At 64.6% G+C, this 25,456-nt stretch carries 22 protein-coding genes and 2 tRNA genes; 15 read left to right on the forward strand and 9 right to left on the reverse strand.

The window, feature by feature from the left end; genetic code table 11:
- Positions 1-51 precede the first annotated feature (51 nt).
- Positions 52-125 (forward strand) — tRNA-Gly (locus ACK4SV_RS10080).
- A 44-nt stretch (positions 126-169) separates the two neighbouring features.
- Here ACK4SV_RS10080 and ACK4SV_RS10085 read toward each other — a convergent pair.
- Entirely contained in the window at positions 170-634 is a 465-nt protein-coding gene (locus ACK4SV_RS10085) for a DUF2214 domain-containing protein (RefSeq protein WP_409917700.1), read from the reverse strand.
- A 56-nt stretch (positions 635-690) separates the two neighbouring features.
- Positions 691-1,071 carry a DUF6152 family protein gene (locus ACK4SV_RS10090; protein ID WP_409917701.1) on the reverse strand — a complete coding sequence of 127 codons (381 nt, stop codon included), beginning with the start codon at positions 1,069-1,071 and terminating at the stop codon, positions 691-693.
- A gap of 175 nt (positions 1,072-1,246) precedes the next feature.
- Here ACK4SV_RS10090 and ACK4SV_RS10095 point away from each other — a divergent pair, with 175 nt between their 5' ends.
- The 4 genes from ACK4SV_RS10095 to ACK4SV_RS10110 all read left to right on the forward strand — a co-directional run bounded on the left by ACK4SV_RS10095 (position 1,247) and on the right by ACK4SV_RS10110 (position 6,455).
- On the forward strand, positions 1,247-2,287 hold the full coding sequence (locus tag ACK4SV_RS10095; protein WP_409917702.1) for a hypothetical protein: 1,041 nt from the start codon (positions 1,247-1,249) through the stop codon (positions 2,285-2,287).
- Positions 2,288-2,301: 14 nt separating this feature from the next.
- A complete protein-coding gene (locus ACK4SV_RS10100; RefSeq protein WP_409917703.1) occupies positions 2,302-3,087 on the forward strand; it encodes a glutathione S-transferase family protein in 786 nt (261 codons plus the stop codon).
- Positions 3,088-3,196: 109 nt separating this feature from the next.
- Positions 3,197-4,732, forward strand: coding sequence for an SUMF1/EgtB/PvdO family nonheme iron enzyme (locus ACK4SV_RS10105; protein ID WP_409917704.1), 1,536 nt, complete (start codon positions 3,197-3,199; stop codon positions 4,730-4,732).
- 64 nt (positions 4,733-4,796) lie between these two features.
- The gene (locus ACK4SV_RS10110; RefSeq protein WP_409917705.1) at positions 4,797-6,455 is read left to right on the forward strand and encodes an NAD+ synthase; all 1,659 of its coding nucleotides are present in this window, start codon (positions 4,797-4,799) and stop codon (positions 6,453-6,455) included.
- A gap of 81 nt (positions 6,456-6,536) precedes the next feature.
- Here ACK4SV_RS10110 and ACK4SV_RS10115 read toward each other — a convergent pair whose 3' ends face one another.
- Positions 6,537-7,373: a hypothetical protein gene (locus ACK4SV_RS10115; protein WP_409917706.1), complete on the reverse strand. Its 837-nt coding sequence runs from the start codon at positions 7,371-7,373 to the stop codon at positions 6,537-6,539.
- Positions 7,374-7,503: 130 nt separating this feature from the next.
- Here ACK4SV_RS10115 and gltX point away from each other — a divergent pair, with 130 nt between their 5' ends.
- From gltX to ACK4SV_RS10135, 4 genes are all read left to right on the forward strand, one after another.
- On the forward strand, positions 7,504-8,844 hold the full coding sequence (gene gltX, locus ACK4SV_RS10120; protein WP_409917707.1) for a glutamate--tRNA ligase: 1,341 nt from the start codon (positions 7,504-7,506) through the stop codon (positions 8,842-8,844).
- A gap of 363 nt (positions 8,845-9,207) precedes the next feature.
- Entirely contained in the window at positions 9,208-11,625 is a 2,418-nt protein-coding gene (locus tag ACK4SV_RS10125) for a TonB-dependent receptor plug domain-containing protein (RefSeq protein ID WP_409917708.1), read from the forward strand.
- A 97-nt stretch (positions 11,626-11,722) separates the two neighbouring features.
- Positions 11,723-13,012, forward strand: coding sequence for an aminotransferase class V-fold PLP-dependent enzyme (locus tag ACK4SV_RS10130; RefSeq protein ID WP_409917709.1), 1,290 nt, complete (start codon positions 11,723-11,725; stop codon positions 13,010-13,012).
- Between the two features lie 117 nt (positions 13,013-13,129).
- Entirely contained in the window at positions 13,130-13,663 is a 534-nt protein-coding gene (locus tag ACK4SV_RS10135; RefSeq protein WP_409917710.1) for a M15 family metallopeptidase, read from the forward strand.
- Positions 13,664-13,811: 148 nt separating this feature from the next.
- On the opposite strand, the gene ACK4SV_RS10140 is transcribed toward ACK4SV_RS10135, so the two are convergent.
- Positions 13,812-13,896 (reverse strand) — tRNA-Leu (locus ACK4SV_RS10140).
- 86 nt (positions 13,897-13,982) lie between these two features.
- On the opposite strand from ACK4SV_RS10140, the gene lipB reads away from it, so the two are divergent.
- On the forward strand, positions 13,983-14,687 hold the full coding sequence (lipB, locus tag ACK4SV_RS10145) for a lipoyl(octanoyl) transferase LipB (RefSeq protein WP_409917711.1): 705 nt from the start codon (positions 13,983-13,985) through the stop codon (positions 14,685-14,687).
- Here the strand turns inward: lipB and ettA are convergent.
- From ettA to ACK4SV_RS10160, 3 genes are all read right to left on the reverse strand, one after another.
- Positions 14,677-16,341: an energy-dependent translational throttle protein EttA gene (gene ettA / locus ACK4SV_RS10150; protein WP_409917712.1), complete on the reverse strand. Its 1,665-nt coding sequence runs from the start codon at positions 16,339-16,341 to the stop codon at positions 14,677-14,679. The genes lipB and ettA overlap by 11 nt on opposite strands.
- A 99-nt stretch (positions 16,342-16,440) precedes the next feature.
- Positions 16,441-16,989: an MBL fold metallo-hydrolase gene (locus ACK4SV_RS10155; protein ID WP_409917713.1), complete on the reverse strand. Its 549-nt coding sequence runs from the start codon at positions 16,987-16,989 to the stop codon at positions 16,441-16,443.
- Positions 16,990-17,040: 51 nt separating this feature from the next.
- A complete protein-coding gene (locus tag ACK4SV_RS10160) occupies positions 17,041-17,382 on the reverse strand; it encodes a hypothetical protein (protein ID WP_409917714.1) in 342 nt (113 codons plus the stop codon).
- A gap of 126 nt (positions 17,383-17,508) precedes the next feature.
- Between ACK4SV_RS10160 and ACK4SV_RS10165 the strand changes: the two genes are divergently transcribed.
- The 5 genes from ACK4SV_RS10165 (at position 17,509) to ACK4SV_RS10185 (ending at position 22,643) form a co-directional block, all read left to right on the forward strand.
- Positions 17,509-18,264 carry a hypothetical protein gene (locus ACK4SV_RS10165; RefSeq protein ID WP_409917715.1) on the forward strand — a complete coding sequence of 252 codons (756 nt, stop codon included), beginning with the start codon at positions 17,509-17,511 and terminating at the stop codon, positions 18,262-18,264.
- 136 nt (positions 18,265-18,400) lie between these two features.
- The gene (locus tag ACK4SV_RS10170) at positions 18,401-20,665 is read left to right on the forward strand and encodes a DPP IV N-terminal domain-containing protein (protein WP_409917716.1); all 2,265 of its coding nucleotides are present in this window, start codon (positions 18,401-18,403) and stop codon (positions 20,663-20,665) included.
- The gene (locus ACK4SV_RS10175; protein WP_409917717.1) at positions 20,662-21,225 is read left to right on the forward strand and encodes an NUDIX hydrolase; all 564 of its coding nucleotides are present in this window, start codon (positions 20,662-20,664) and stop codon (positions 21,223-21,225) included. The genes ACK4SV_RS10170 and ACK4SV_RS10175 overlap by 4 nt, the downstream gene beginning before the upstream one ends.
- Before the next feature lie 3 nt (positions 21,226-21,228).
- Positions 21,229-21,651 (forward strand): DUF1330 domain-containing protein, encoded by a 423-nt coding sequence (locus tag ACK4SV_RS10180; RefSeq protein WP_409917718.1) that lies wholly within the window; start codon positions 21,229-21,231, stop codon positions 21,649-21,651.
- Complete coding sequence (locus ACK4SV_RS10185) at positions 21,648-22,643, forward strand: glutathione S-transferase family protein (RefSeq protein WP_409917719.1); 996 nt, start codon at positions 21,648-21,650, stop codon at positions 22,641-22,643. Before ACK4SV_RS10180 ends, ACK4SV_RS10185 begins: the two co-directional genes overlap by 4 nt.
- Positions 22,644-22,698: 55 nt before the next feature.
- Here the strand turns inward: ACK4SV_RS10185 and clpA are convergent, their stop codons facing one another.
- Entirely contained in the window at positions 22,699-25,014 is a 2,316-nt protein-coding gene (clpA, locus tag ACK4SV_RS10190) for an ATP-dependent Clp protease ATP-binding subunit ClpA (protein ID WP_409917720.1), read from the reverse strand.
- 53 nt (positions 25,015-25,067) lie between these two features.
- Complete coding sequence (clpS, locus tag ACK4SV_RS10195) at positions 25,068-25,385, reverse strand: ATP-dependent Clp protease adapter ClpS (RefSeq protein WP_409917761.1); 318 nt, start codon at positions 25,383-25,385, stop codon at positions 25,068-25,070.
- Positions 25,386-25,456: the final 71 nt, after the last annotated feature.

The raw sequence follows: 25,456 nt of genomic DNA on the forward strand, positions 1-25,456 counted from the left end.
GCGGATTCGGCGGCAGATAGCGGGTCTGGCGCCTGCGGGCGCCGCGCCTTAGCGGGTGTAGCTCAATGGTAGAGCAGCAGCTTCCCAAGCTGACGACGAGGGTTCGATTCCCTTCACCCGCTCCAGTTTCCTGTTGATCCAGCGATCCTGAAACGCCTCTTCTCTCCCCTCACACAAAGCCGATCCAGCGGCCGGCGAGGAGGGTGCTGAGCCAGAGGGCGATGGAGAGGGCGGCGCTGGCGCGGGCGAGAGGGGGGACGGGCGCGGCGACCTGCCAGCCGGCGGCGCGGGCGGTGAGATGCAAGGCTGCGGCGTTGGCGGTGGCCAGCAGGATCAGCGCGGCTTTCACCTGAAGCGCAGGATTGGCGGCGTATTCGACCGGGTTTACCAGGAACAGCGCCGTGCCGGTGACGGCCGCGAGGGCGAAGCCGGCCATGGCGGCGCGCGTCAGGAAGGGGAAGAGGACGGAGAGATCGGCCCGCCGCAGAAGGCCCGTCAGGCGCAGGTCCAGCGGCAGGATGGCGCCGATGAGGAGGCCGAGGCCCAGGATATGGGCGGCGCTGGTGGCAATATAAAGCCAGGGGTGGGCGATCATCACGCCTGCGACGCCGAGGCCGGCGAGCCAGTCCATCATCGCGGCGCTCCCGGCCTCCCCAGCCTTTTGGGCCCTGTCATGTGCTGCCGTCTGGCCTATTCGCGGATGCGTTCGGGGTACATGTTGAACTGCTGGCCGCCGACCGTAATGCGGACGGCCTTGATGCGCTTTTCATCGGCATTCAGCGAGCGATTGCCGAGAATGACGACCGCGTGGCCTTCCCCGGCGGAGCCGGGGGCGAAGCCGGAGCGCTGGGTCTGGCTGGGATTGCCGAGATCGACCTGCCAGACTGTGCCATCGACGTCGACGGTCATCGAGGGGTGCGGCGGGGCGAAGGAGATTGTGCGGATCGTGCCGGTCATCTCGGTCTGGGCTTCCTCGGCCCAGGCCCAGCCATGATGGGCGGCGGCCGGAAGCACCGGCAGGGCGGCAAGGGCGAGCGCGGCAAGCGCAGGGGCGAAACGGGATGTGCGCATGGGGGTTCTCCTGACTGGGCGGCCGGAGGGTTGGCCTGTGGACGAGAGTTAAGGGCATCTTCCCGCATTGCCCACCCCAAAGCGACACCCCGGGCCGGACGCGGCGTCAGGCTTGCGCGGGGCGGCGCGCGTGGCACCTTCCCTGGAAAGGCAGACAGGCAAACGGGAGGAAGGCATGGCGAGCGTTGCTGAGGGTTTCAAACTGCGCCTCGCGCCGGAGGATGAGTTCACGCACGATCCCGGCGAGGCGGAGAATTATAATGAGAGCATGTATTTCAACGTGTTCGATGCGCGCCGGCGCGCGGGCGCGTGGTTTCGCCTCGGCAACCGGCCGAACCAGCGCTATGCGGAAATGTCGATCTGCGTCTATTTCCCCGATGGGCGGGTGGGCTTCATGTTTCAGCGGCCCGAGATCAGCGGTAATGCGGAGATGAATGCGGGCGGGCTACGCATCGAGGTGGTCGAGCCGTTCAAGCGGCTGAAGGTGACCTATTCCGGAGAGCTCCTTGTGCTGACGAAACCGGAGGAGATGGCCAACCCGAAGGTGGCCTTCCGCAACAATCCCCGGATGCCGGCGCGGATGGAGATGGAGTATACCGGGGTTTCGCCCATGTATGGCGGGGAGACGGTAAAGGCGGACGGATCGCCTATCGAGATCGACCCGGAGAAGTCCTTCGCCAAGGCGCATTACGAGCAGCATTGCGCGGCGCGCGGCTTTATCGAATGCGGCGGCGAGCGGCTGGAGATCGACGGGCATGGCCTGCGCGACAAATCCTGGGGACCGCGCCACTGGCAGGCGATTGAATGGTATCGCTGGTGCCCGATGAATTTCGAGGCAGACTTTGGCATGATGTTCACCGTGATGGGCGACGGACGCGGCGGCGCGCGGGCGAGCGGCATGGTGCTGGAGGGCGGGGTGTATGACGAGATCACCGCCTGCGAGCTTTCAAGCGAGTGGGACGGCAATGAATACCAGACCGCGCTGGAGGCGAAGGTGACGACCAAGGCGGGGCGGACATATGCCGTATCCGGACGGGTTCTGTCGCTGATCCCGCTGCGCAACCGGCGCACGGCGCCGGACGGTACGGAGCTGACGACGCGGATCACCGAGGCGATGACGGAGTATCGCTGCAACGGCCAGACGGGCTATGGCATGAGCGAGTATCTGGACCAGATCGTGGATGGGCGGCCGCTGGGGCGGCTGTCCGGATACTGAGGGGTTTATCGGATATGGCCGGACTGATCCTCTATGAGCATCCGCTGTCGCCCTATGCGCAGAAGGTGAAGATTGCGCTGCGGGAGAAAGGCGTCGCGTTCGAAACGCGGCTGCCGGAGGGGATCGGCACGGGCGCGACTGGCGGGGGCTTTGCGCGGGCGAGCCTGCGCGGCGAGGTGCCGGCGCTGGTGCACGGCGAGACAGAGATTTTCGACAGCACGATCATCCTCGAATATATCGAGGAGACCTGGCCTCAGACCCCGATGCTGCCGGAGACACCGGCGGAGCGCGCGCGGGTGCGCATGATCGAGGATGTGATGGACACCCAGTTCGAGGCGATCACATGGGGCCTCGGCGAGCTGAATTTCTTCCGCCGGGCAGAGGGCACGCTCAAAGAGGCGATGGAGGCTGCGGCGCGGCGGCAGGCGGAGGCGTTTTTCGGCCAGCTTGAAACCTGGCTCGGCGGGCGGGAATGGCTCAATGGCGCGCGGTTTGGCTGGGGCGACCTCAGCGTGGTGCCGTTCCTGAATGGCGCGGCGGGGTTTGGCATCCGCCCGGCGGAGGGATCGGCGCTGGCCGCCTGGATGGCGCGCGCGAATGCCCGGCCCAGCGTGGACAGCGCGCGGCGCGAGGCGGAGGCCTCGATTGCGGCCATGGCGCAGGTGGACCAGGCGGTAAAGGCCGGCCTGTTCAAACGCCAGTACCGCGACCACCGGCTGGAATGGATGCTGAAATCGGGCGGCGCGGACATCGTGCTCGCGGGGATCCAGGCGGGGAATATCCGGTTTACGGGGCCTTGAGGGCGATTGGAAATCGTCCGGGAAGGGACTAGACAAGTCGGCTCAGGCTCGCGCGGCTGCGCCCACTCCCGTTTGCGCCTGAACCGCACAGGGCCTGAAGGGGGATGCCGTGTCTCATACATACCGTGCGTTCATTTCCTATTCCCAGCATGACCGGGAGTGGGGCAAGCGAATCCATCGATGGCTGGAGACCTACCGCGTGCCATTGGGCTCGGCTGTGGACCTGCGCCTGCCCGACAGGCTCGGCAAGTTCTTTCGGGACGATGAGGACATGGCTGCTGCGGCGGACATTGCCGGCACCGTGCGGGAGGCGCTGCAGGGGTCCGAAAGCCTGATCGTGATCTGTTCGCCGCGCTCGGCCAAGTCGGCATGGGTGAGTGCAGAGATCGAGCATTTCCGGCAGACGGGACGGGCGAGCAAGGTCTTTGCGGTGATCATCGACGGGAAGCCGAACTCGGGCGATCCCGATACGGAGTGTTTTCCGCCTGCCCTGCGGGCCGTGAAGGATCCGGAAACACCTGGTGCCATGCCGGTGGAGCCGGTCGGGCTGGATGTCCGCTCCGATGGACGCGCGCGGCTGTGCGCGCGCCTGGCTGCGGGGCTTCTGGACGTGGGATTTGACGACCTGTGGCAGCGCGACCTTCGCCGGCGGCGGGCGAACCGCGTGCGAGCCGGGGCGGTGGCAGCCGGGGTGCTGGCGGCAGGCGCCCTGCTGTTCGGTTTCCAGGAACCGCTGAAGCAGATGTACCGCAAGTCGCTCGTCTATGGGCCGTTTGTGCATGCGGCGGCAGCACTCGACCGGTTGCCGGCAGGCGCCTCGTTCGAGGATTGCCGGCCACGGTCCGGCGATTGCCCGGAGATGATCATGGTGCCGGCCGGAGACCTTGTACGCCGGGCCGGGAGGGATGAGCAGGAGACCGAAATCCTGGTCGCCGTGCAGCGGCTCGCCGTATCCCGGCATGAGATCACGCATGAGGATTGGGCCGTATGCGCGGCACGCGGGGGATGCCGGGAGACGCCCTTGCCGGATGATTACGGCATGGGACGCGGAACGCGGCCAGTGACGGGAGTTTCCTGGCACGATGCGCGGGCTTATGCTGACTGGCTTTCTGCGATGACGGGCAAGTCATACCGCCTGTTGACCGAGTCCGAATGGGAACATGCAGCACGCGGCGGGACCGCGACAACCTATGCCTGGGGCGATGCGTTCTTTCCCGACGAGGTGACCCGTGCGCACTGCTATATCTGCACATGGGGCGGAAATACACCGCAGCAGACCCTGCCGGTCGGCACCTATCCGCCCAACAATTTCGGCCTGCATGACATGGCAGGCAATGTCTGGGAGTGGGTCGAGGATTGCTATCTCTTTCCCGAGGACATGGTGATCGCGGCAGACGGCTCCGCGCCGCCGGAGGAGACCTGCCGGCGAACGCTTGGGTCTCCGGGACATGGTCCGGGATCCGGCCTTGACCGTGAAGTGCCGCGACTGCTTGCGGGTGGATCGTGGCGGAGCGGGCAGCTGGACGTCACCCCGGTCTCGCGAATCCATGAGGACCCGAAGGCAGCGCGCAATGATGCCGGGTTCCGGGTGGCACGTGAAGTTAGCCCGGCCTCTTCGCCTGACCGGGACGCTGGCGGGCCATAAGGGATGGGTCAGGGCAGCTGAAAACCGGGTTCCCCTTTCCGAGGCGCCGCGATAAATGCTCAGTATGAGCAAAAATATCCGGATTCTCGTTGGCCAGTTGAACCCTGTTGTGGGGGATATTGCGGGCAATATGGCGCTGGCGCGGGCGGCGCGGGAGGAGGCGCGGGCGGCGGGGGCCGACCTTGTGGTGCTGTCGGAGCATTTCGTGCTGGGATATCCTGCCGAGGATTTGGTGCTGAAGCCGGCGGCGGTGGCGCACTCGATGGCGGCGGTGGAGGCGCTGGCGGCGGAGACCGCTGAGGGGCCGGCGGTGCTGATCGGGTCGCCCTGGGCGGCGGAGGGGAAGCTGTTCAATTCGGCGCTGCTGCTCGGCGAGGGGCGAATCCTGGCGCGGCACGACAAATGGGAGCTGCCCAATTACGGCGTGTTCGACGAGAAGCGGCACTATACGCCGGGCGGCGGGCTGCCGGTGGTGGTGAGCTTCAAGGGCGTGCGGATCGGGATCGCGATCTGTGAGGATGTGTGGTTTGAGCGCCTGCCGCGCGCGCTGGCGGCGGCGGGGGCCGAGCTCATGATCGTGCCCAATGCTTCGCCGTGGCGGCGCGCGATCCAGGCCGAGCGGGCGGCTGCGTTCGACCGCTGGGCGGACGTGAAGCTGCCATACCTTTGGGTGAACCAGATGGGCGGGCAGGACGAGCTGGTGTTCGATGGCGGCTCGTATGCGACGGATACGGACTATGCGGGCCGGTGCGGACTTGTGGCGCAGTTCGAGACGGGCACGGCGCTGGTCGAGTTTGATCCGGATACGAAGCTATTTTCAGGGCTGGGCACAGGCTGCGCGGGCAGCCTTGAGGACTGGGAGGCGGAATACCGCGCGGCGATGCAGGCGCTGGGCGACTATGTGCGCAAGAACCGGTTTCCGGGCGTGGTGCTCGGCATGTCGGGCGGGATCGACTCGGCGCTGACGGCGGCGATTGCGGCGGACGCGCTGGGGCCGGACAAGGTCTGGTGCGTGATGATGCCGTCGAAATATACGAGTACGGACAGTCTTGAGGACGCAAAGGCCTGCGCCGAGGCGCTGGGATGCCGGTATGGCATCATCAACATCCATCCGGGCGTGGCGGCGATGGACCAGATGCTGGGGCCGTCGTTTGAGGGCATGAGGACAGACATCACCGAGGAGAACATCCAGTCGCGCCTGCGCGGGGTGACGTTGATGGCGCTGTCGAACAAGTTCGGCCAGATGGTGGTGACGACCGGCAACAAGAGCGAGATGGCGGTCGGCTATGCGACGCTGTATGGCGATATGTGCGGCGGGTACAATGCGCTGAAGGATTTCTACAAGACCGAAGTGTTCGAGCTGGCGAAGTGGCGCAACGGGCATGTGCCGCGCGGCGGGCTGGCCCCGGGAGGCGAAGTGATCCCGGTACGGATCATCACCAAGCCGCCATCGGCGGAGCTGCGCGACGATCAGAAGGATGAGGATTCCCTGCCGCCCTACCCCGTGCTGGACGATATCCTGCGCGGGCTGGTGGACCGGGAGGAAGACCTGGACGCGATCCTCGCGCGCGGGCATGACGCGGCGACGGTGCGGCGCATCGAGCATCTGGTTTACATCGCCGAATACAAGCGCCGGCAGGCACCGCCGGGGGTGAAGGTCGGCTCGAAGAATTTCGGGCGCGACCGGCGCTATCCAATCACAAACCGCTTCCGGGACGACTGAAGCGGCGTTCCGAAAAGTGGGAACCGGTTTTCGGAAAAACGCCGCGACAAATCAAAAGGCCTGCTGGGCCCGGCGGGCCGCTTATTCCGGCGAGGGCGGCCTGATGTCACCGCCGCCCGGGGGCAGGCCGAACATGTCCGGGTTCATCATGGCGCGGACACTTTCCACATCCTCGGGATAGATGTCCTCGGCATAGCGCTGGCTGGAAAAGGGCGAGGCATAGATGCCATCTTCGGCGATCACCTCATCGAACATCAGCCACGCCTCGCGGCCCGCAAGGCAGGCGACGCGGACCCAGAGGTGGTCCTCATTCTGGATGGCGCCGATATCGGTGATCTCGCGCAGCTCGCTCTCATTGATCTGGAACTGCCGGTCATTGAAGGTGAGCATCAGGAAGCCCTCACCAATATAGCCGGTATAGGTCAGCCGGTCGCCCGCGCGCAGGGAGAGGGTTTCGATATCGCGGTTGGCGATGAATTCCACCTCTGCGTCTTCGAGGACGGTGACGGGAAATTTCTTGGTGGCGGTGAAGAATTCGAGATTGTCGCTTTCCACCCGCTCCTCGTTCCAGAGATGGTAGTTGGCGTATTGCGGCAGGAGGCAGGTGATGTCCTGCGGGTCGCCGGGATTGGGGCGCGCACGTGCCGGCACGCGGACATTCGCATCCAGCACGGCAAAGCCCGGCGGGTATTCGCCCTGCCAGCCGGCCTTCAGCGACCAGCCGTCGCTGTATCCCGAAAGGGCGGCAAAATCGCTCGGCGGACGCACCCGGCGCTGCGGCCGCCCGGCCTCAGCCTCGTCGGCCCCGGACGCCACCTCACCCGGAGCCGGTGCCGCGTCTGCAGCTTCCGGGGCCGATGCCGATGGATTGCAACCGGCCAGCACCAACGCCCCCGCCAGCACCCCATACCATTTCATGTCCCGCTCCTGCTTTGCCTTGCTACATGGACATGAACCGGAACAATAGCAAGAATATGACGGTGGCGCTTGGCTTTTGTCCCGATTTGATGTCTCAAGCCGGTTTCGTCACACCGGAAGCGCCTGTTTCATGACCCGCCCCATCGTCCGTTTCGCCCCCTCGCCGACTGGCCGCCTGCATGTCGGCAATGTGCGTACCGCCCTGATTAACTGGCTGTTTGCGCGCGGCGCGGGCGGCAAGTTCATCCTGCGGATTGACGATACGGACCTCGAGCGTTCGACCAAGGCCTATGAGGACGGGCTGAAGGAGGATCTCTCCTGGCTGGGCCTTGTCTGGGACGAGACGTTCAACCAGTCGGAGCGATTCGGTATTTATGACGCCGCCGCAGACCGGCTAAAGGCGATGGGCCTGCTCTATCCCTGCTATGAGACGGCTGAGGAGCTGGACGTCAAACGCAAGATCGCCCAGTCGCGCGGACGCCCGCCGGTGTATGACCGGGCGGCGCTGGAGCTGACGGCAGAGGACCGCGCGAAACTTGAGGCCGAGGGGCGCCGGCCGCACTGGCGGTTCAAGCTTTCGGGCGGGCGGGTCGAGTGGACGGATCTGGTCCGCGGGCCGCAGGGGATTGATACCTCCTCGGTGTCGGACCCCGTACTGGTGCGCGAGGATGGCAGTTATCTCTACACCCTGCCCTCTGTGGTCGATGATATCGAGGCGGGTATCACGCATGTCGTGCGCGGCGAGGACCATGTGACGAATTCCGGCGCGCAGATCGAGATTTTCATGGCGCTCGGCGGCAAGGCGCCGGAGATGGCGCACATGCCGTTGCTGATCGGGGCGGACGGCTCGGCCCTGTCGAAGCGGCTTGGCTCGCTGTCGATGGGAGAGCTGCGCGCCGAAGGCATCGAGCCGCTGGCGATCCTCAGCCATCTGGCGAAGCTCGGCACATCGGACAATATCGAACTGCGCGGCTCGCTGGATGTTCTGTGTACGGAGTTTTCGTTTTCGAAGATCGGCCGGGCGCCGGCGCGGTTTGACGAGACAGACCTTGAGGCGCTGAACGCGGCGCTGGTCCATTCCCTGCCCTATGAGGCGGTGGCCGAGCGGCTGGCGGCGATTGATCCGCGGGCGGCGGATGAGGCGTTCTGGCTGGCGGTGCGCGAGAATTGCGCGCGGGTGAACGCGGCGGCCGAGTGGGCAGAGATCGTGTTCGGCGAGACAACGCCGGTGGTAGCGGAGGAAGACCGCGAATTTGTGGCGGGCGCGGCGGCGCACCTGCCGGAAGGCGGCCTGACCAGCGAAAGCTGGAGCGCCTGGACGAACGCGCTGAAAGCCGCGACGGGCCGCAAGGGCCGCAGCCTGTTCATGCCGCTGCGCAAGGCGCTGACGGGGCTGGAGCATGGGCCGGACATGGGCGCACTGCTGCCCGTGATCGGGCGCGAGCGGGTGCTGGCGCGGCTGGGCGGTTGACACAGTCTCGCGCGGGTTCCGCACATCGTCCGCCTACGGACCGGGCGGATTAAGGGGAATGAGCGGCGGGGGCACCGTTCCGATCCCAGCGGCTCCGGCAGGCTGCGGCTTGAGGTCACGAAAGCATTGTTAAATATACCAAAAAAGAAGAAATACTGTCATTTTCTGCTATCTGAGAAGTATTTTCTCCACAGGCGACAAATTTATACTTCGCGCCCTGCGTGTGTGACAGTTTCCCAAAAGTCGAATTGAGATGAGTGTAAAATAACCTTTGCGGAACATTCGTGTTTGCTTCACGCGAGTGTCACGGATGACTGCGATGTGCCCCCCAGCATCAACGAAATTTTTGCTGGGAATACACAAATGCATCGTTTCTTCATGTCTGCCTCCTGCCTTGCCATCGCGGCGATCCACCCCGCCTTTGCGCAGGAGGCTGAGACCGAGAGAGCGCAGCCGGCGCGCACGCTTGACGCTGTCATCGTCACCGGGACACGTTCGGCAGAGCGCACCGCGTTCGAAACGCTGGCGCCCGTGGATGTCGTCAGCGGCACGGCGATCAGCCAGACGGTTTCCTCCGAACTGGTCGACTCGCTGGCGCAGCTGATCCCGTCCTTCAATGTGCAGCGCCTTCCGATGGCTGATGGTCAGATCTTCGTGCGCCCGGCGCGCCTGCGCTCGCTCTCGCCCGACCAGACGCTCGTGCTGATCAATGGCAAGCGCCGTCACCGCTCTGCCTTCCTTGGCAATCGCGGCGCACAGGCTGTCGACCTCGCGCAGATCCCGAGCTTTGCCATTTCGCGGATGGAAGTGCTGCGCGATGGCGCCTCGGCGCAGTATGGCTCCGATGCAATTGCCGGGGTGATCAACATCATTCTCGACAGCGAACCGGGCTACAGCGGCTTTGGCCAGGTCTCGCAATACTATGAAGGCGACGGCACGCAGTACCAACTCGGCGCCAAGGCGGGCTTTGATCTTGGCGGTCGGGGCTCGGTTGTAGTCACGGCCGAATACACCGACGCCGAGGCCACCTCGCGCTCACGCCAGCGCCCTGACGCGGTTGCTTTCCAGGCCGCCAACCCGCAGATCAACGTGCCCAATCCCGTTCAGCGCTGGGGCAAGCCAGACCGTGAAGCCCTGCGCCTGGCGTTGAACGCATCCTACGATTTCTCGCCTTCGGTCGAAGGCTACAGCTTCGCCACCTGGGGCGAAGGCAAGGGTGTGAACGATTTCAACTGGCGCAACCCTGCCAGCACGAACGCTTACAATACGACTCCGCTTGATCCGGCCTATAATCTGTCGGCAATCTATCCGGCCGGCTTTACCCCGCGCTTCGGGCAGGATGACAATGACCGCGCCCTCACCGCCGGCCTGCGCGGCGACATCGGCGCTGCTTTCAGCTGGGATGTCTCGGCAGGCTATGGCCGCAACGAGATAGACTATTTCATCAATGAGACGATCAACGCCTCGCTCGGTTCGGCCAGCCCGACCGAATTCCGCGCCGGCATCCTGCGCCAGCGCGACATCAACCTGAACGCCGATTTCGTCTACCTGCTCGAAACCGGCCTCTCTGAACCGGTGAACATCGCCTTCGGACTGGAACGCCGCGATGAGCGTTTCGAGATCGAAGCTGGCGATGTGGCATCATATGCAGTCGGCCCCCTGGCGGCGGCGGGCCTGCCCTCCGGCTCGAACGGCTTCCCCGGCTATAGCAACCTGCAGGCGGGAACCTTCGAACAGGACAGCCAGGCGGCCTATATCGATATCGAGGCAGCCCTGACCGACAAGCTGACCGTCGGCGGCGCGATCCGGTATGAGGACTTCTCAGAATTCGGTTCGACCACGGACTACAAGCTCGCCGCCCGGTACGCCCTGACCGACGGGCTGGCCGTGCGCGGGACATGGTCAACCGGCTTCCGGGCCCCGACGCCGGGCCAGCTGGAATCCGAGCGCACCAGCCAGGGCCTGAACTCGGTGACGCTGAACCTCGTCACCAGCGGACGGTTCAATCCGACCGGGCCGGTTGCCGACATCATCAACAGCCGGGCGGCCGGCCAGGTGATCCTGCCGCTGACGCCGGAAACCTCCGAGAACATCTCGGTCGGTGTCGTCTACCGCAACGATCTGGGCTTCACCGCAACGCTGGATGTCTACCAGATCGAACTGGAGGACCGGTTCTCGACACGGGGCGGCTTCCAGCTGACCAATGCCGAGCGCCAGCAGCTTGCCGATCTCGGGATTCCCGGCGGCGAAAGCATCACCACCGCGTCCTTCTTCCAGAACGTGTTTGACACGCGCACCCGCGGCGTGGACTTCGTTGGCAGCTGGGGCGGGGCCGCATTCGGGGGCAATCTCAGCCTGACGGCCGCCTATAACTGGAACGAGACCAAGGTGACCCGCGAGGCGATTGCCGGCGTGTTCAACGATGTCTCGCGCCGCCTGTTCGAGGAAGGCCTGCCGCAGCACAATCTCGTGGCGAGCGCAGACTATTCCCGCGGCCGCTGGGGCCTTCTGGCCCGGGCGCGCTATTATGGCCAGTGGACCGATGTCGATGACAGCGCCGATGTGACGTTCCAGGACTTCGATCCGATCACGCTGTTCGATGTGGCGGTGTCGTACCAGCTGACCGGGCAGGTCCGGGTGCGCGCGGGCGCGGAGAATGTGTTCAACACATTCCCCGACGAGTCGCGCCACCAGGCCAATCGCGGCCTCATCTACTCCCGCAACGCGCCCTATGACACCGATGGTGGCAAGGCTTACATCCGCGTGACGGCAGAGTTCTAGGCTACGCCGAGACCGGGCATAACTGGCGGGAGGCGGCGCCCTGGCGCTGCCTCCCGCATCCGTTCAGGGCAGATGGCAGGACCGAGGAGATATGATGATGGCGAAACTGACACGCCGGGGCGTTCTGGGGGCGGCTTCCGGGCTGGCTGCAGCGGGCGCTGCCTCTGCCGGCACACCGGCAGGCCTGCCCGCCGCGCCGCAAAACCCTGAAGAGGCGGCCCGCGACACGGCCTATTGGGAAGCGGTGCGCGGGCTTTATGATGTGACCGATGAGATGATCCATCTGGAGCATGGCAATTGGGGCATGATGGCAAGGCCGGTGCTGGATGCCCACAAGGCAGCGCTCGACCGCGTCAACGCCCGCACTTCCATCTATGCACGGCGCGAATTCGGGCGGGACTTCCAGGCGATCCAGTCAGCCGCGGCCGCAGCCATCGGCGCGCGCGAGGATGAGATCGTCTTTACGCGGAATGCAACCGAGGCCATGCTGGCGCTGATCTCCGGCTATAACCGGCTGCGCCCCGGCGACGGCGTCCTGTTTGCCGACCTCGACTATCCCGCGATGCAGACGGCGATGGGCTGGCTCTCGGCGCGTCGCGGGGCTGTGGTGCATCAGATCGCGCTGCCCGAGCCTGCGACGTATCAGGGCCTGATCGACACCTATGCCAGCGCGCTGGACGCAAATCCCGGCATCCGCCTGATCCTGCTGACGCATGTCAGCCACCGGACCGGGCTGGTCCTGCCAGTCGCGGAGATTACCGAAATGGCGCGGGCGCGGGGGGCTGATGTCCTGCTCGATTCGGCGCACGCTTTCGGGCAGGTGGAGTTTGATGTCACCGATTTGGGCGCGGATTTCATCGGCCTCAACCTGCATAAATGGATCGGGGCGCCGCTGGGTGTCGGCGCGATCTATATCCGCCGGGGACGGACGGAAGATATCGACCCGTACATGAACGCCGCCGAGCCGCCGCCTGAAAGCATCCGCGCGCGGGTGACGACCGGCACGGTCAATTTCGCGGCGCTGCTGGCGGTGCCCGAAGCGCTCGAATTGCATAAGAGACTTGGCGCCGCGCGGAAAGCGGCGCGGCTGCGCCATCTGCGCAGCGTCTGGGCCGAAACCCTGCGGGACCATCCGGGCGTCGATATCCTGACCCCGGCGGACCCCCGCCTCCACGCCGGCATCACCTCCTTCCGCCTCGCCGGCCAGACCGGTGTGCAGGAGAATGCGGCGCTGGCAGCGCGGCTGGCCGAAGAGTTCGGGATATTCACCGTGATGCGTGACGGCCTCGCCAGCGGCGCCTGCGTCCGGGTGACACCGGCGGTGTTCACGCGGGAGGATGAGGTGTTCGCGCTGGTGGCGGCGCTGCGGCACGTGACGGGCGGCTAACGGGCGCTCAGCACGGCGCCTGCAGCGTCTGACGCCCTAACTCGAAAGACTGGAAAACCCTAGGTAGACGAAGTATTGTCGCCCTGCAGAGGCCGGACGCCCTGCTTGGAGGACATCATGTCAGATTTAACCAGCCCGACTTTCCGAAATACCGAGACCGCAATTCTACATCCGGTCTTTCGTGAAGCGCTTTCTAAAGTCATGTCTGAGTTGAACACGCAGGGCATCCCGCTCTTTATTTTTGAGGGGTTCAGGTCGCCAGTCAGACAGACACATCTGTACGCTCAAGGCCGCACGCGCCCAGAGAGCATTATAACTCATGCCCCCGCCTGGCATTCATATCACCAGTATGGCCTCGCAGTGGACATGGCGTTTAACGGACCGGGTAAATGGACATGGGATGAGCCCAAGAAGGGTATGTGGGACAAGTATCACCAGATCGCCCGCAAGTTCGACCTGATGCCGCTGAACTTTGAGAAGCCGCACGTTCAACTGGCCGGAACTTCGAGCAATGCTCTTCGTGAGGGACGCTATCCGGCAGGGGGTGACGATGCCTGGGCAGAAAACCTCGCAAGCGCAATTGCATCATGGACAGGCCAGCCACCTGCACCGCCGCCGCCGGCGATCTTCGAGAAGCCAGCGCTTGCATAAGACCGGCCAGCAAGTCGCCTAAGGAGCCGGCCTCATCTTTAAGGGGCCGGCTTTTCCGGAGTAGAGTTGGCTGGTTCTGGCTGCCCTGCGCTGGCCAGCTCGATCCCAGCCATCGAGCTGTGGGTCCTGACTGACAATTCGGGAAAGATGGTGCGGTCGAGAAGACTCGAACTTCCACGGGTTGCCCCACAGCGACCTCAACGCTGCGCGTCTACCAATTCCGCCACGACCGCACACTGGTATATTCGGGGCAGACGGGCCGTATAAGGCGGTGTTCCGGCTTTGTGAAGCCCTGAAAAACGCCTATATCGCGGGGCCAATGCAGAAACATTCCCCCGTCGAATGGGCCGTTTCGGACGCCCCTGTGCCGTATGAGGCCGCGCTCGCCTTCATGGAGGCGCGGGCCCGCGCGATCCGTGAGGACGGGGCGCCGGAGCTGGTCTGGTTCCTTGAACATCCGCCGCTTTACACGGCTGGAACTTCGGCCCGGCCGGAGGATTTGCGCGACCCGGCCCGCTTCCCCGTCTATGACGCCGGGCGCGGCGGCCAATACACCTATCACGGCCCCGGCCAGCGGGTGGCCTATGTGATGCTGGATGTGGCCACGCGGGGCCGGGATGTGCGCGCCTTTGTGGCGGGCCTGGAGGCCTGGATCATCCGGGCGCTGGTGGCGTTCAATGTCGAAGGCGGGGTGCGCGAGGGCCGGGTTGGCGTCTGGGTCGACCGGACTGAGCCCGGCGGGCCGCCGCGCGAGGACAAGATCGCCGCCATCGGCGTGCGGCTGAAACGCTGGGTGAGCTTCCACGGCATTTCGCTGAATGTGGAGCCGGAGCTGGAACATTTCACCGGCATCACGCCGTGCGGCATCGCCGATCCGCGCTATGGGGTGACGAGCCTCGCCTGCCTTGGGCGCGTCGTGAGCCTGCCGGAGGTGGACATGGCGCTGAAGGCGGCGTTCGAGGCGGAGTTCGGGAGCGAGCTGGTGCGCGCCCCCGATCCCCTCAACGCACCGATCAGCGGCTGAACTTCTTGAACTTCAGGCGCTTCGGGTTGACGGCGTCTTCGCCGAGGCGGCGCTTCTTGTCTTCGAGGTAGGAGGAGAAGTCGCCCTCGAACCATTCGACATGGGAGTCGCCCTCGAAGGCGAGGATGTGGGTCGCCATGCGGTCGAGGAACCAGCGGTCGTGGCTGATGATGACGGCGCAGCCGGGGAAGTTGTCGAGGCCTTCTTCGAGGGCCTGCAGGGTTTCCACATCGAGATCGTTGGTCGGTTCGTCGAGCAGGAGGAGGTTGTGGCTGCCGCGCAGCATCTTGGCGAGGTGGACGCGGTTGCGCTCACCGCCTGAGAGGATGCCGACCTTCTTCTGCTGGTCGGTGCCCTTGAAGTTGAACGCGCCGACATAGGCGCGCGACATGACGGTGACGCCGCCCAGGTCGATCACATCGGTGCCGCCGGAGATTTCCTCCCAGACATTCTTGTTGGGGTCGAGCTTGTCGCGGCTCTGGTCGACATAGCCGATCTTGACCGTATCGCCGACGCGCAGGCTGCCGGCGTCGGGCTTTTCCTGGCCAAGGATCATCTTGAACAGGGTGGACTTACCGGCGCCGTTGGGACCGATGACGCCGACGATGCCGCCGGGCGGCAGCTTGAAGGACAGGTCTTCGATCAGCAGGTTGTTGCCGAAGGCCTTGCGGATGTTTTCGGCCTCCAGCACGACGCCGCCAAGGCGGGGGCCTGGGGGAATGCGGATCTGCGCGGTCATTACCTGCTCGCGCTCCGCCTCGGCGGCCTTCTGCTCATAGGCCTGGATACGCGCCTTGGACTTGGCCTGGCGCGCCTTCTGGCCGGAGCGGACCCATTCGAGTTCCTTGGCGAGCGATTTCTGCTTGCCCTTCTCCTCGCGGGCTTCCTGCTCCATCCGCTTGGCTTTCTGTTCGAGCCAGTTGGAGTAGTTGCCCTGATAGGGAATGCCGCGGCCGCGGTCGAGTTCGAGGATCCAGCTGGTGATGTCGTCGAGGAAGTAGCGGTCGTGGGTGACGAGGATGACGCAGCCGGGGAAGTTGATCAGGTAGTTCTGCAGCCAGGCGACGGTTTCGGCGTCGAGATGGTTGGTCGGTTCGTCCATCAGGATCATGTCGGGCTTTGACAGCAGCAGCTGGCAGATGGCGACGCGGCGGATCTCGCCGCCGGAGAGCTTGCTGACATCGGCGTCGTTTTCCGGGCAGCGCAGGGCGTTCATCGCCATTTCGATCTTGGAGTCGATGTCCCAGGCATCTGCCGCATCGATCTGCTCCTGCAGCTTCGTCATCTCCTCCATCAGCTCGTCGGTGTATTCCTCGCCGAGCTGCATGGAGATGGCGTTGAACTTGTCGAGCATCTGCTTCTCGGGGCACTGCGAGGCGATGTTGTCGAACACGTTGAGGGCCGGGTCGAGCTTCGGCTCCTGCGGCAGGTAGTCGACCTTGACGCCTTCTGCGGCCCAGGCCTCGCCGCTGAACTCCTTGTCCACGCCCGCCATGATGCGCAGCAGGGTCGATTTACCCGAGCCGTTGACGCCGACCACACCGATCTTGGCATCCGGCAGGAAAGACAGGTGGATGTTCTCGAACACCTTCTTGCCACCGGGATAGACCTTGGTGAGGCCCTGCATGTGATAAACGTATTGGGGACCGGCCATGTGCGGGGGATTCCTTCGGGGAGCTGGGGGTTTTGCTTGCTGGGCGCGGATGTGGCCCGGGGCGCGCCGGGGGTCAAGCGGGGCGCAGTGTCCGGCAGGTCACGGGTGCTGCACAAATCCCTCCGCCAGCCGCCCTTCTGCGACCAGGGCGAGCAGGTAGGGCCGGTCATGGGCGGGGATGATCGTCAGGGCGGGGTCGGTTTCCATCAAATCGTGCAGGGCGCGCAGCTGGGCGCGGACATCTCTGTCGCGCACTTCGGGCGGGTCGAAGATCATGTAGTTGAGGGCGAGCGGGCGAGTCGTGAGCTCCTCGATATTGCGCATGGTCCAGGCGATGTCGCCGATGAACAGGAACTCCGCCCCATCGGCACGCTGGACGAAGATGACCTGCGAGCCCGGCGAGTGACCGGACATGGGGGCGGCGACGACGCCGGGCGCGATGCGGGCGGCGGCGGGCAGGTCGAGCGCCGGGCGGGCGGTGATCGCCTCCGGCAGGGCGCCTTCAAGGGCGAACTGGCCGAGGGCAGCGCGCTGTGTTGCGGTGATCGCGAGGCGCGGAGCGATGCCGGCAGGATCAGGATGGCGGGCGATGCCGATCACATGGTCGATATGTTCATGGGTGACGAGGATCTGCTCCGCCCGGCCCATGGCGGCGAGCAGGGTTTCATAGGCGGCGGCATTGAATTCAGCGGCCGGGGTCTACGCCATCTGCTTCATGATTTCGGCGTCAACGGCCGTGTCGATCAGGATGGTCCGGTCTGGCCATGACAGCTGGACACTGTTGAACGACATGCCGACCGGCCCGTCGAAGCGGCCTGCCTGCACCACAAAGGCGGGGAAATTGTCATGTGCGACTTCCAGCCAGCCGATCCGCTCCGGCCCCCGCCCGGCATCTTCCGCGATCAGCGCGCGCCAGCCGGCGATATCCATGACGCCGGGCGCGCGGGCCGGGGCCTTCGAGCCAGACAGGAACAGCCACCAGAAGGCCGCGCCCGCCGCGACCAGGATGACGCTGACGATGGTGATGATGACGCGCAGCATGGCGGACCTCCCTTGCCCCATCAGTCCTGTACCGGAACTCTGTCCTGTCTCTGCCCCCAGCAAAGCATGGCGCTGGCCCGGAATGGAAGAAAAATCTATGCTGGCGATTTCCGCGTGGGGACAAACATGGCGCAGGACAGGAAAAAAGCGGGCTATGGCGAAGACGACATGTCGCGCTTTGCCGGCTGGGATGCGCTGGCCGATGATGTATTCGGGCTGAATGTGCGCGGCTTCCGCACGATGTGGGCGGCGGTGTTCAATCCGGCGCGGGTGTTCGAGGCGGCGCGCGATCCCGACTGGCTGGGGCGGTATACACCGGCGATACGACTGGTGTTCGTCATCATGGCGCTGACCATGACGCTGCAATTCCTGTGGGCCTATGAAGGGTCATCCCTTTGGAACAGTGTGCAGGAGGCGATTGCGAGCTTCGAGGCGGAACTGGACGGGCGGGATCCAGGTTCAGTGACCCGTGAAATCATCCTGGCGTTCGCGGTGCTCTATCCAGTGGCCTATTTCACGCTGCATATCCCGGCCAGCCTGCTGATCGGGTTCTGGGGCAAGGGCGTAACCCTGCCGGTGCGCAGCCGGCTCTATTTCTCCACCATCGTGCCGGCGGGGCTGGTCAGCCTCGCTGTCGTGATCGTGCAGCATGCGCTCGAGCCGGAGCCTTCGCAGGCTTCGTCCATCGCGGCGCTGGCAATCCTGATCCTTGCCTACTCCGTCACGATTTTCCGGGGGCTTGCTCCGGCAATGCCGGCGGGGGGGCGGCTGTGGCGGGCGGGGCTGATGACGCTTGTGATGGTGATCCTGTCCGGGATCGCCGAATTCATCGCGCTGCTGGCCGCCTGCATCTACGTGCTCGGCACCCCATCCATCGGATGACAGGGCCGAATTTGCCGCTAGTGTGCGGGCGATGAGACACCGGATTTTCCCCGCCGCGCTGGCCGCGGCCTTCGCCCTTTTTGCCTGCGCCTCGCAGGCGGCCGAGCCCCGGCCCCAACCTTCCGAGACCGCTGCCATGACCGAACCTCTCCGGCTGACGCCGGAACGCCTTTATGCCTCACCTGCCCTGTCCGGCCCTGCCCAGCGCGCGGTGAAATTCTCGCCGGACGGGCGGCGCGTGACCTTCCTGAAGCCGCGGGCCGATGACCTCTCGCGCTTTGACCTGTGGCAGTTCGATGTGGCGACTGGCGCGGAGACGATGCTGGCCGATTCCGCCCTGCTCGACCCCGCCGATGCCGAACTTTCAGAGGAAGAAAAAGCGCTGCGCGAGCGCCGGCGCATTGCGGGCGTGCGCGGCATTGCCGACTATAGCTGGGGCACGGCGGACAAGATCCTCGTGCCGGCAGGGGGCGACCTGTTCCTCATTACCCTGAAGGATGCTGGCCCGGACGTGCGCCGCCTGACCGAGACCGACAGTTTCGAATATGACGCGAAGGTTTCCCCGCGCGGGCGCTATGTGAGCTTCATCCGGAATGAGGCGCTGTTCGTGATCGACCTTGCGAGCGGGGAGGAAACGCAGGTGTCGCCGGATGCGCGCCCCGAAGCGGCGGTGCGCTATGGCCTGGCCGAATTCGTCGCGCAGGAGGAGATGGACCGGTACACTGGTTACTGGTGGAGCCCGGACGAGCGGTATATTGCGTATACGGAGGTTGATGAGAGCGGGGTAGATATCATCCCGCGCTTTGATATTGCCGCCGATGCCGTGACCGTGATCGAGCAGCGCTATCCGCGCGCAGGGCAGCCGAATGCGAAGGTGGCCCTGCATGTGAAGGATTTCGAGACCGGACGGACAGACCGGATCTTCTCCGTCGGCCCGGATGATTACCTTGCCCGCGTGAACTGGACGCGGGAAAGCCTGTGGATCCAGACGGTGAACCGTGCACAGACGGAAATCCGCTTCAACCGGACGGACGGGCTTCCCTGGCGCATCTGGTCTCCCTTCAGGGAGGAGCAATCGCGCTGGGTGAACCTGACGAATGATTTCCTGGCCCTGCCCGATGGCAGCCTGCTGACGACGCACGAGACGACCGGCTACCGGCACATCTACCGGCGCAATCCCGCGACTTCGGATTTGCAGCAGATCACCTTCGGCGACTGGGTGGTCAGCGAGCTGCTCGGCTTTGATGCGGCGAGCGGGATGATCTATTTCACCGGCTTCATGGACAGCCCGCTGGAGCGGCACCTCTATGCGGTTCCCGTGGGCTGGAGCGATGCGCAGGTGGCTGCGCGTAGGGCGGCGCGCCTGCCCAATTCGGCGTGTATCGACCTCAATCCGGGCTCCAACCTTTTGACGAAGGAATGCCCCGAAGTGCGCCGGATCACCCCGGAGGGGGGCAGCTGGTCAGTCGCTCTGGGGCCGGGGGCGCAGAGTTATGTGGGAACCTTTTCCTCGCCCACCCAGCCGCCACAGACGGCGCTTTACCGGATTGATGGCACACGGATCGCCTGGATTTCGGAAAATGCGCTGGACGATAGCCATCCGTATGCACCTTATCTGGCGTCGCATACGGTGCCCGAGTTCGGCACGTTGAGGGCGGAGGATGGGCAGATGCTGCACTATTCCATCCAACTGCCGCCGGATTTTGACCCGGCGAAGCGCTATCCTGTTATCGTGGAGGTCTATGGCGGGCCGCATGTTCAGCGAGTGAGCCGGGACTGGAGGCCGCTGGGCGACCAGTTCTACACCCATCAGGGCTATATCGTGTTCCGGCTCGACAATCGCGGCACCTGGAACCGGGGCAAGCGATTTGAAGACGTGATCCACCGGCGCACGGGCGGGCCGGAAGTTGCCGACCAGCTCAAGGGCGTGGAATGGCTGAAATCGCAGCCCTTTGTTGATCCGGACCGGATCGCGATACAGGGTTGGAGCTATGGCGGATACATGGCGCTGATGGTCTATGCGCAGGCGCCGGCGGGCACGTTTGCCGCGGCCGTGTCCGGCGCGCCGGTGACCGACTGGGCGCTCTATGATACGTTCTATACGGAGCGTTACATGGGCACGCCGCAGGACAATGCGGAAGGCTATCACCTCTCCAGCGTGTTTGCGCATCTGGACGGGCTGACCGGGCCGCTTCTGCTGATCCATGGGATGGCGGACGACAATGTGACCTTCGACAACACGACCCGCCTTATGGCGGCCTTGCAGGCACGCAGCCAGCCTTTCGAGCTGATGACCTATCCCGGCCAGCGCCACGGCATACAGGGCGAGGCGCTGCAGCTGCACCTGATGCGTACACGGATGGCGTTCCTTGACCGGCACCTGAAAGGCACGGCGCCATGAAGCCGTGGAAAATCCTGTCATCGAGGCAGGTGATGCAGGACCAGTATCTGGGCCTCAGGACCGACCGGTGCGAACGGGCGGACGGGCATATCATCGAGACGTATCACGTCATCGAGGTGCGTGACTGGGTGACGCTGGTGCCCCTGACGGATGCGGGCAATGTGCTGCTGGTGCGCGAGTATCGCCATGCCGCGCAGGTCATGCTGAACGGGCTGCCCGGCGGGTATGCCGACCCCGGAGAGACGGACTGGGCGGCAGCCGCCGCGCGGGAGCTGGCGGAGGAGACCGGCCATGTGCCGCGCGAAATGCACTGGATTGGCACCTGCCACCCCAATGCCGCGACGCAGACGAACCGCATCCATTATTATCTCGCGCTCGGCTGCACGCCGCAGGTGGCGCAGGATTTCGACGCCAATGAAGATATCGAGCTTTTCGAAATGCCGTATACGGAATTCCTGGATTATGGGGCGCACGAAGTGCAGCACGCGTTGCACGCCGCCGCCTTGTTCTATGCAGAGCGACATTTCCTGAAACATCCGCATCTTCGCCCCAAGGAGTGAGCCATGCCCGCCTTTCAGCCGACGGCTGACCAGTTCCGTGCCTTCCGCGATGATCCCCATGACGGGCCGGTGGTTCAGGTAAACCTGCTCAAATTCCGCCCGAAAGCCGCCTATCGCCCGGAAGACCTGGAATTCGGAGAGGAGATCAGCGGGCGGGAGGCCTATGCGCGCTATTCGGAAGCCTTCACGGCGGCGATGCAGGAGGTGGGCGGCGTGACGCTGCTGCTGGGGGCGACGGAGCGCTATTTCATTGGCGGCGGCGACTGGGACGGAGTTCTGATCAATCAGTTTCCAGACCGGCACGCGTTCATCGCGACACTCAATCACAAGGACTATGCGTCGATGTCGCGTCACCGGGAGGCCGGGCTGCTCTGCCAGGACCTGATCGTGACGCGGCCGGACTGGCTGGAAGGGAGGAAGCTGTGAACCCTTATGAGGTCTACGGAGCATTGGGTTCGCCCTATTCGCTCAAAGTGCGCGCGGCGATGCGCGCCAAACGCCTTGCCCATACATGGACAGGCATGACGGGCGAGGAGCGCGGGCGGGTCATGCCAAATGTGAAAGCGCCGGTCATTCCTGTGATCCGGCGGCCAGATGGGACGTGGACGAATGATTCCACACCTTTCCTCCTCTCCCTTGAAGGGGAGGGCCGCGCGCTGGTGCCGGCGGATCCGGCGCTGCGCTTTGCCTGCCTGCTGCTGGAGGACATGGCCGACGAATGGTTCATGAAGGCGATGTTCCACTATCGCTGGACCTATGCGGAAGACCAGGAATGGTGCGCGAACTGGCTGATGTTTGATTCCATGCCGGATGCAGGGCAAGAGACTGTCGAGGCTGCTGCCGCAACGATCCGTGCCCGGCAGATTTCGCGGATGCCGCTGGTCGGCTGCACGCCAGAGACCGCGCCCGTGATCGAGGCAAGCTGGCAGCGCAGCTGCCGCGCGCTGGAGGGTCTGGCGCTCGGGCCCTCGCGCTTCCTGTTTGGCGGGCGGATATCGCTTGCCGATCTCGCCTTCTATGGCCAGCTCAAGGTGATGAGCTATGATCCGACGCCGATGGCCTGGATGCGGGGCGAGACGCCTTACCTCTATCGCTGGCTGGACCATGCCGATGATGCCGGCGGCATTGAGGGCGATTGGCTGGGTACGGAGGAAGCGCTTGGCAGCCCGGCGGTGACGGCGCTGCTGGCGCAGGCGGGCGACACTTACCTGCCATTCCTGACGGCGAATGCAGCCGCGATTGCGGCGGGCGAAGAGACTTTCTCTCTGGTGCTGGAAGGCGGGCAGTATTCACAAGGCGTGTTCCGCTATCAGGCGAAATGCCTTGAGACGCTGAAGGCGGAATGGGCGGGGCTGGCGCCGGACGTGCGCGCGCGTCTCGCAGCGCTGATCGGTCCGGGGGCGGAGCTTCTGGATTAAATGAAAAAGGCCGGCCCCAACGGAGGCCGGCCTTTGTTGTCAGCGGTGCAGCGCCTCAGTTCGCCGCGCCTTCGGCTTCGTCCGGAGCCGGCTTTTTCTTCTTCGGCGCTTCGGCGACGTATTTGAAGGTCAGCTCCTCGGTCTTCTTGTCGAGGTCGATCTTGACGAGGCCGCCCTTCTGCAGCTTGCCGAAGAGGAGTTCCTCGGCCATCGGCTTCTTGACGAATTCCTGGATCGTGCGGGCGAGCGGGCGGGCGCCCATCTCGGGATCGAAGCCGCGCTTCGCCAGCCATTCGCGCGCCGTTTTCGACACTTCGATCGTGACGTTGCGGTCTTCCAGCTGCACTTCCAGCTGCAGGATGAACTTCTCGACGACGCGGTCGATGATCTCCGGCGTCAGGCCGCCGAAGGTGATGATCGCATCGAGGCGGTTGCGGAATTCAGGCGTGAACATGCGCTTCAGCGCTTCTTCCTGCTCCTCATCCTTCTTGCCGCGGCCAAAGCCGATGGAGTTCTTCGCCGCGTCAGACGCGCCCGCATTCGTCGTCATGATGAGGACGACATTGCGGAAATCGACCTTGCGGCCATTGGCGTCGGTCAGCGCGCCATTGTCCATCACCTGCAGGAGGATGTTGTAGAGGTCGGGGTGGGCCTTCTCGATCTCGTCGAGCAGGAGCACGCAGTGCGGATGCTGGTCCACACCGTCCGTGAGCAGACCGCCTTCATCATAGCCGACATAGCCCGGAGGCGCGCCGATCAGACGGCTGACGGTATGGCGCTCCATATATTCCGACATGTCGAAGCGCAGCATCTCGACGCCCATGATGGAGGCAAGCTGCTTGGCGACTTCGGTCTTGCCGACGCCGGTGGGGCCGGTGAAGAGATAGGATCCGATGGGCTTGTTGGGCTCACGCAGGCCCGCGCGGGCGAGCTTGATCGAGGCGGCGAGCGCTTCGATGGCCTCGTCCTGGCCGAAGACGACGCGCTTCAGGTCGCTGTCGAGCGATTTCAGCGCGGCGGCGTCATCGGAGGTGACCTGTTTGGGCGGAATGCGTGCGATCTTGGCGACCACGGCTTCGATATCCCGTACACCGACGGTTTTCTTCCGCTTGGAAGCGGGCAGCAGCCATTGCGCGGCGCCGGCCTCGTCGATCACGTCGATGGCCTTGTCCGGCAGCTTGCGGTCGGTGATGTAGCGGTCCGAAAGCTCGACGGCGCCCTTGATGGCCTCGTTGGTGTATTTGAGGCCGTGGAATTCCTCGAACTTCGATTTGAGGCCGGTCAGGATCTTGATTGTGTCCGGCACGGTCGGCTCGACCACGTCGATCTTGCGGAAGCGGCGGGAGAGGGCGCGGTCCTTCTCGAAATGCTGCTTGTATTCCTTGAAGGTGGTCGAGCCCATGCAGCGCAGGCCGCCGGACTGGAGTGCGGGCTTCAGCAGGTTGGAGGCATCCATGGCTCCGCCGCTGGTCGCGCCGGCGCCGATGATCGTGTGGATCTCGTCGATGAACAGGATCGCTTTCTCCTGCTGTTCGAGCTCCTTCATCACGGATTTGAGACGTTCCTCGAAATCGCCGCGATAGCGCGTGCCAGCCAAGAGCGCGCCCATGTCGAGCGACCAGATGATGGCTTCGTCGAGGATTTCGGGCGCTTCCCCGTCAACGATCTTCTTGGCGAGGCCTTCGGCGATGGCGGTCTTGCCGACGCCGGGGTCGCCGACGAGGATCGGATTGTTCTTGTTGCGGCGGCAGAGCACCTCGATGCAGCGGTTGACCTCCGCATCGCGCCCGATCAGCGGGTCGATCTTGCCGGCCCGGGCCTTGGCATTGAGGTTCACGCAATAGGTATCGAGCGCTTCATGGCCCTGTTTCACGGGTTCTTCCTCAGAGGATTCGGCGCCGCGGGGGGTGGTGGGACGCGACATGCCGGGCTGCTTGGCGACGCCGTGCGAGATGTAATTGACCGCGTCATAGCGGGTCATGTCCTGCTCCTGCAGGAAGTAGGCAGCGTGGCTCTCGCGCTCGGAGAAGATCGAGACGAGCACGTTCGCGCCGGTGACTTCCTCGCGGCCGGAGCTTTCGACATGCAGGATGGCGCGCTGCACGACCCGCTGGAAGGCAGCGGTCGGCTGCACCCGGCCTTCGCTGTCGTCCACAATCAGGCTGGAGAGTTCCTCGTCGATATATCGGGTCAGGTCGCCGCGCAGGGCGTCGATATTGACCTTGCAGGCTCCCATGACCTCACGCGCATGCTCATCCTCGGTGAGGGCGAGCAGGAGATGCTCGAGCGTTGCGTATTCATGATCCCGGTCGGAGGCGAGGGTCAGCGCCTTCTCCAGAGCGGTTTCGAGGGAGTGAGAGAGACGGGGCAAAGGAAGAGCCTTCCGGGTTCAGGTGTTACAGGGGGCAGGTGTTGAGGTTGCGGCTAGTCATCTTTCTCCATGACACACTGGAGCGGGTGTTCGTGGCGGCGTGCAAGGTCCAGCACCTGGGCGACCTTCGTTTCGGCCACTTCGTAGGTGTAGACCCCGCATAGCCCGACGCCCTTCTGGTGGACGTGAAGCATGATGCGGGTCGCCTGCTCCCGAGAGCGGTTGAAGAACCGCTCAAGGATATACACGACGAATTCCATCGGCGTGTAATCATCGTTCAGCAGCAGGACGCGGTAGAGCGACGGTTTCTTGGTCTTGACCCGCGTTTGCGTGGCGAGATCGAAACCCGTGCCGTCATCGCCGCCGGTCATGCCGCCCCCGGGATCGCCGGCACCCGGCGTTCCGCTCATCCTGGCAGGATCGGTAACTGTGCTCATGCCCA

The sequence above is a fragment of the Hyphomonas sp. genome (assembly GCF_046313735.1).
GTDB lineage: Bacteria > Pseudomonadota > Alphaproteobacteria > Caulobacterales > Hyphomonadaceae > Hyphomonas.

Excerpts from the sequence above, each read along its gene's own strand:
- ACK4SV_RS10085 (WP_409917700.1), bottom strand. The coding sequence starts at position 634 with ATGATGGACTGGCTCGCCGGCCTCGGCGTCGCAGGCGTGATGATCGCC.
- ACK4SV_RS10090 (WP_409917701.1), bottom strand. The coding sequence starts at position 1,071 with ATGCGCACATCCCGTTTCGCCCCTGCGCTTGCCGCGCTCGCCCTTGCC.
- ACK4SV_RS10095 (WP_409917702.1), top strand. The coding sequence starts at position 1,247 with ATGGCGAGCGTTGCTGAGGGTTTCAAACTGCGCCTCGCGCCGGAGGAT.
- ACK4SV_RS10100 (WP_409917703.1), top strand. The coding sequence starts at position 2,302 with ATGGCCGGACTGATCCTCTATGAGCATCCGCTGTCGCCCTATGCGCAG.
- ACK4SV_RS10110 (WP_409917705.1), top strand. The coding sequence starts at position 4,797 with ATGAGCAAAAATATCCGGATTCTCGTTGGCCAGTTGAACCCTGTTGTG.
- ACK4SV_RS10115 (WP_409917706.1), bottom strand. The coding sequence starts at position 7,373 with ATGAAATGGTATGGGGTGCTGGCGGGGGCGTTGGTGCTGGCCGGTTGC.
- gltX (WP_409917707.1), top strand. The coding sequence starts at position 7,504 with ATGACCCGCCCCATCGTCCGTTTCGCCCCCTCGCCGACTGGCCGCCTG.
- ACK4SV_RS10125 (WP_409917708.1), top strand. The coding sequence starts at position 9,208 with ATGCATCGTTTCTTCATGTCTGCCTCCTGCCTTGCCATCGCGGCGATC.
- ACK4SV_RS10130 (WP_409917709.1), top strand. The coding sequence starts at position 11,723 with ATGGCGAAACTGACACGCCGGGGCGTTCTGGGGGCGGCTTCCGGGCTG.
- ACK4SV_RS10135 (WP_409917710.1), top strand. The coding sequence starts at position 13,130 with ATGTCAGATTTAACCAGCCCGACTTTCCGAAATACCGAGACCGCAATT.
- lipB (WP_409917711.1), top strand. The coding sequence starts at position 13,983 with ATGCAGAAACATTCCCCCGTCGAATGGGCCGTTTCGGACGCCCCTGTG.
- ettA (WP_409917712.1), bottom strand. The coding sequence starts at position 16,341 with ATGGCCGGTCCCCAATACGTTTATCACATGCAGGGCCTCACCAAGGTC.
- ACK4SV_RS10155 (WP_409917713.1), bottom strand. The coding sequence starts at position 16,989 with ATGGGCCGGGCGGAGCAGATCCTCGTCACCCATGAACATATCGACCAT.
- ACK4SV_RS10160 (WP_409917714.1), bottom strand. The coding sequence starts at position 17,382 with ATGCTGCGCGTCATCATCACCATCGTCAGCGTCATCCTGGTCGCGGCG.
- ACK4SV_RS10165 (WP_409917715.1), top strand. The coding sequence starts at position 17,509 with ATGGCGCAGGACAGGAAAAAAGCGGGCTATGGCGAAGACGACATGTCG.
- ACK4SV_RS10170 (WP_409917716.1), top strand. The coding sequence starts at position 18,401 with ATGACCGAACCTCTCCGGCTGACGCCGGAACGCCTTTATGCCTCACCT.
- ACK4SV_RS10175 (WP_409917717.1), top strand. The coding sequence starts at position 20,662 with ATGAAGCCGTGGAAAATCCTGTCATCGAGGCAGGTGATGCAGGACCAG.
- ACK4SV_RS10180 (WP_409917718.1), top strand. The coding sequence starts at position 21,229 with ATGCCCGCCTTTCAGCCGACGGCTGACCAGTTCCGTGCCTTCCGCGAT.
- clpS (WP_409917761.1), bottom strand. The coding sequence starts at position 25,385 with ATGACCGGCGGCGATGACGGCACGGGTTTCGATCTCGCCACGCAAACG.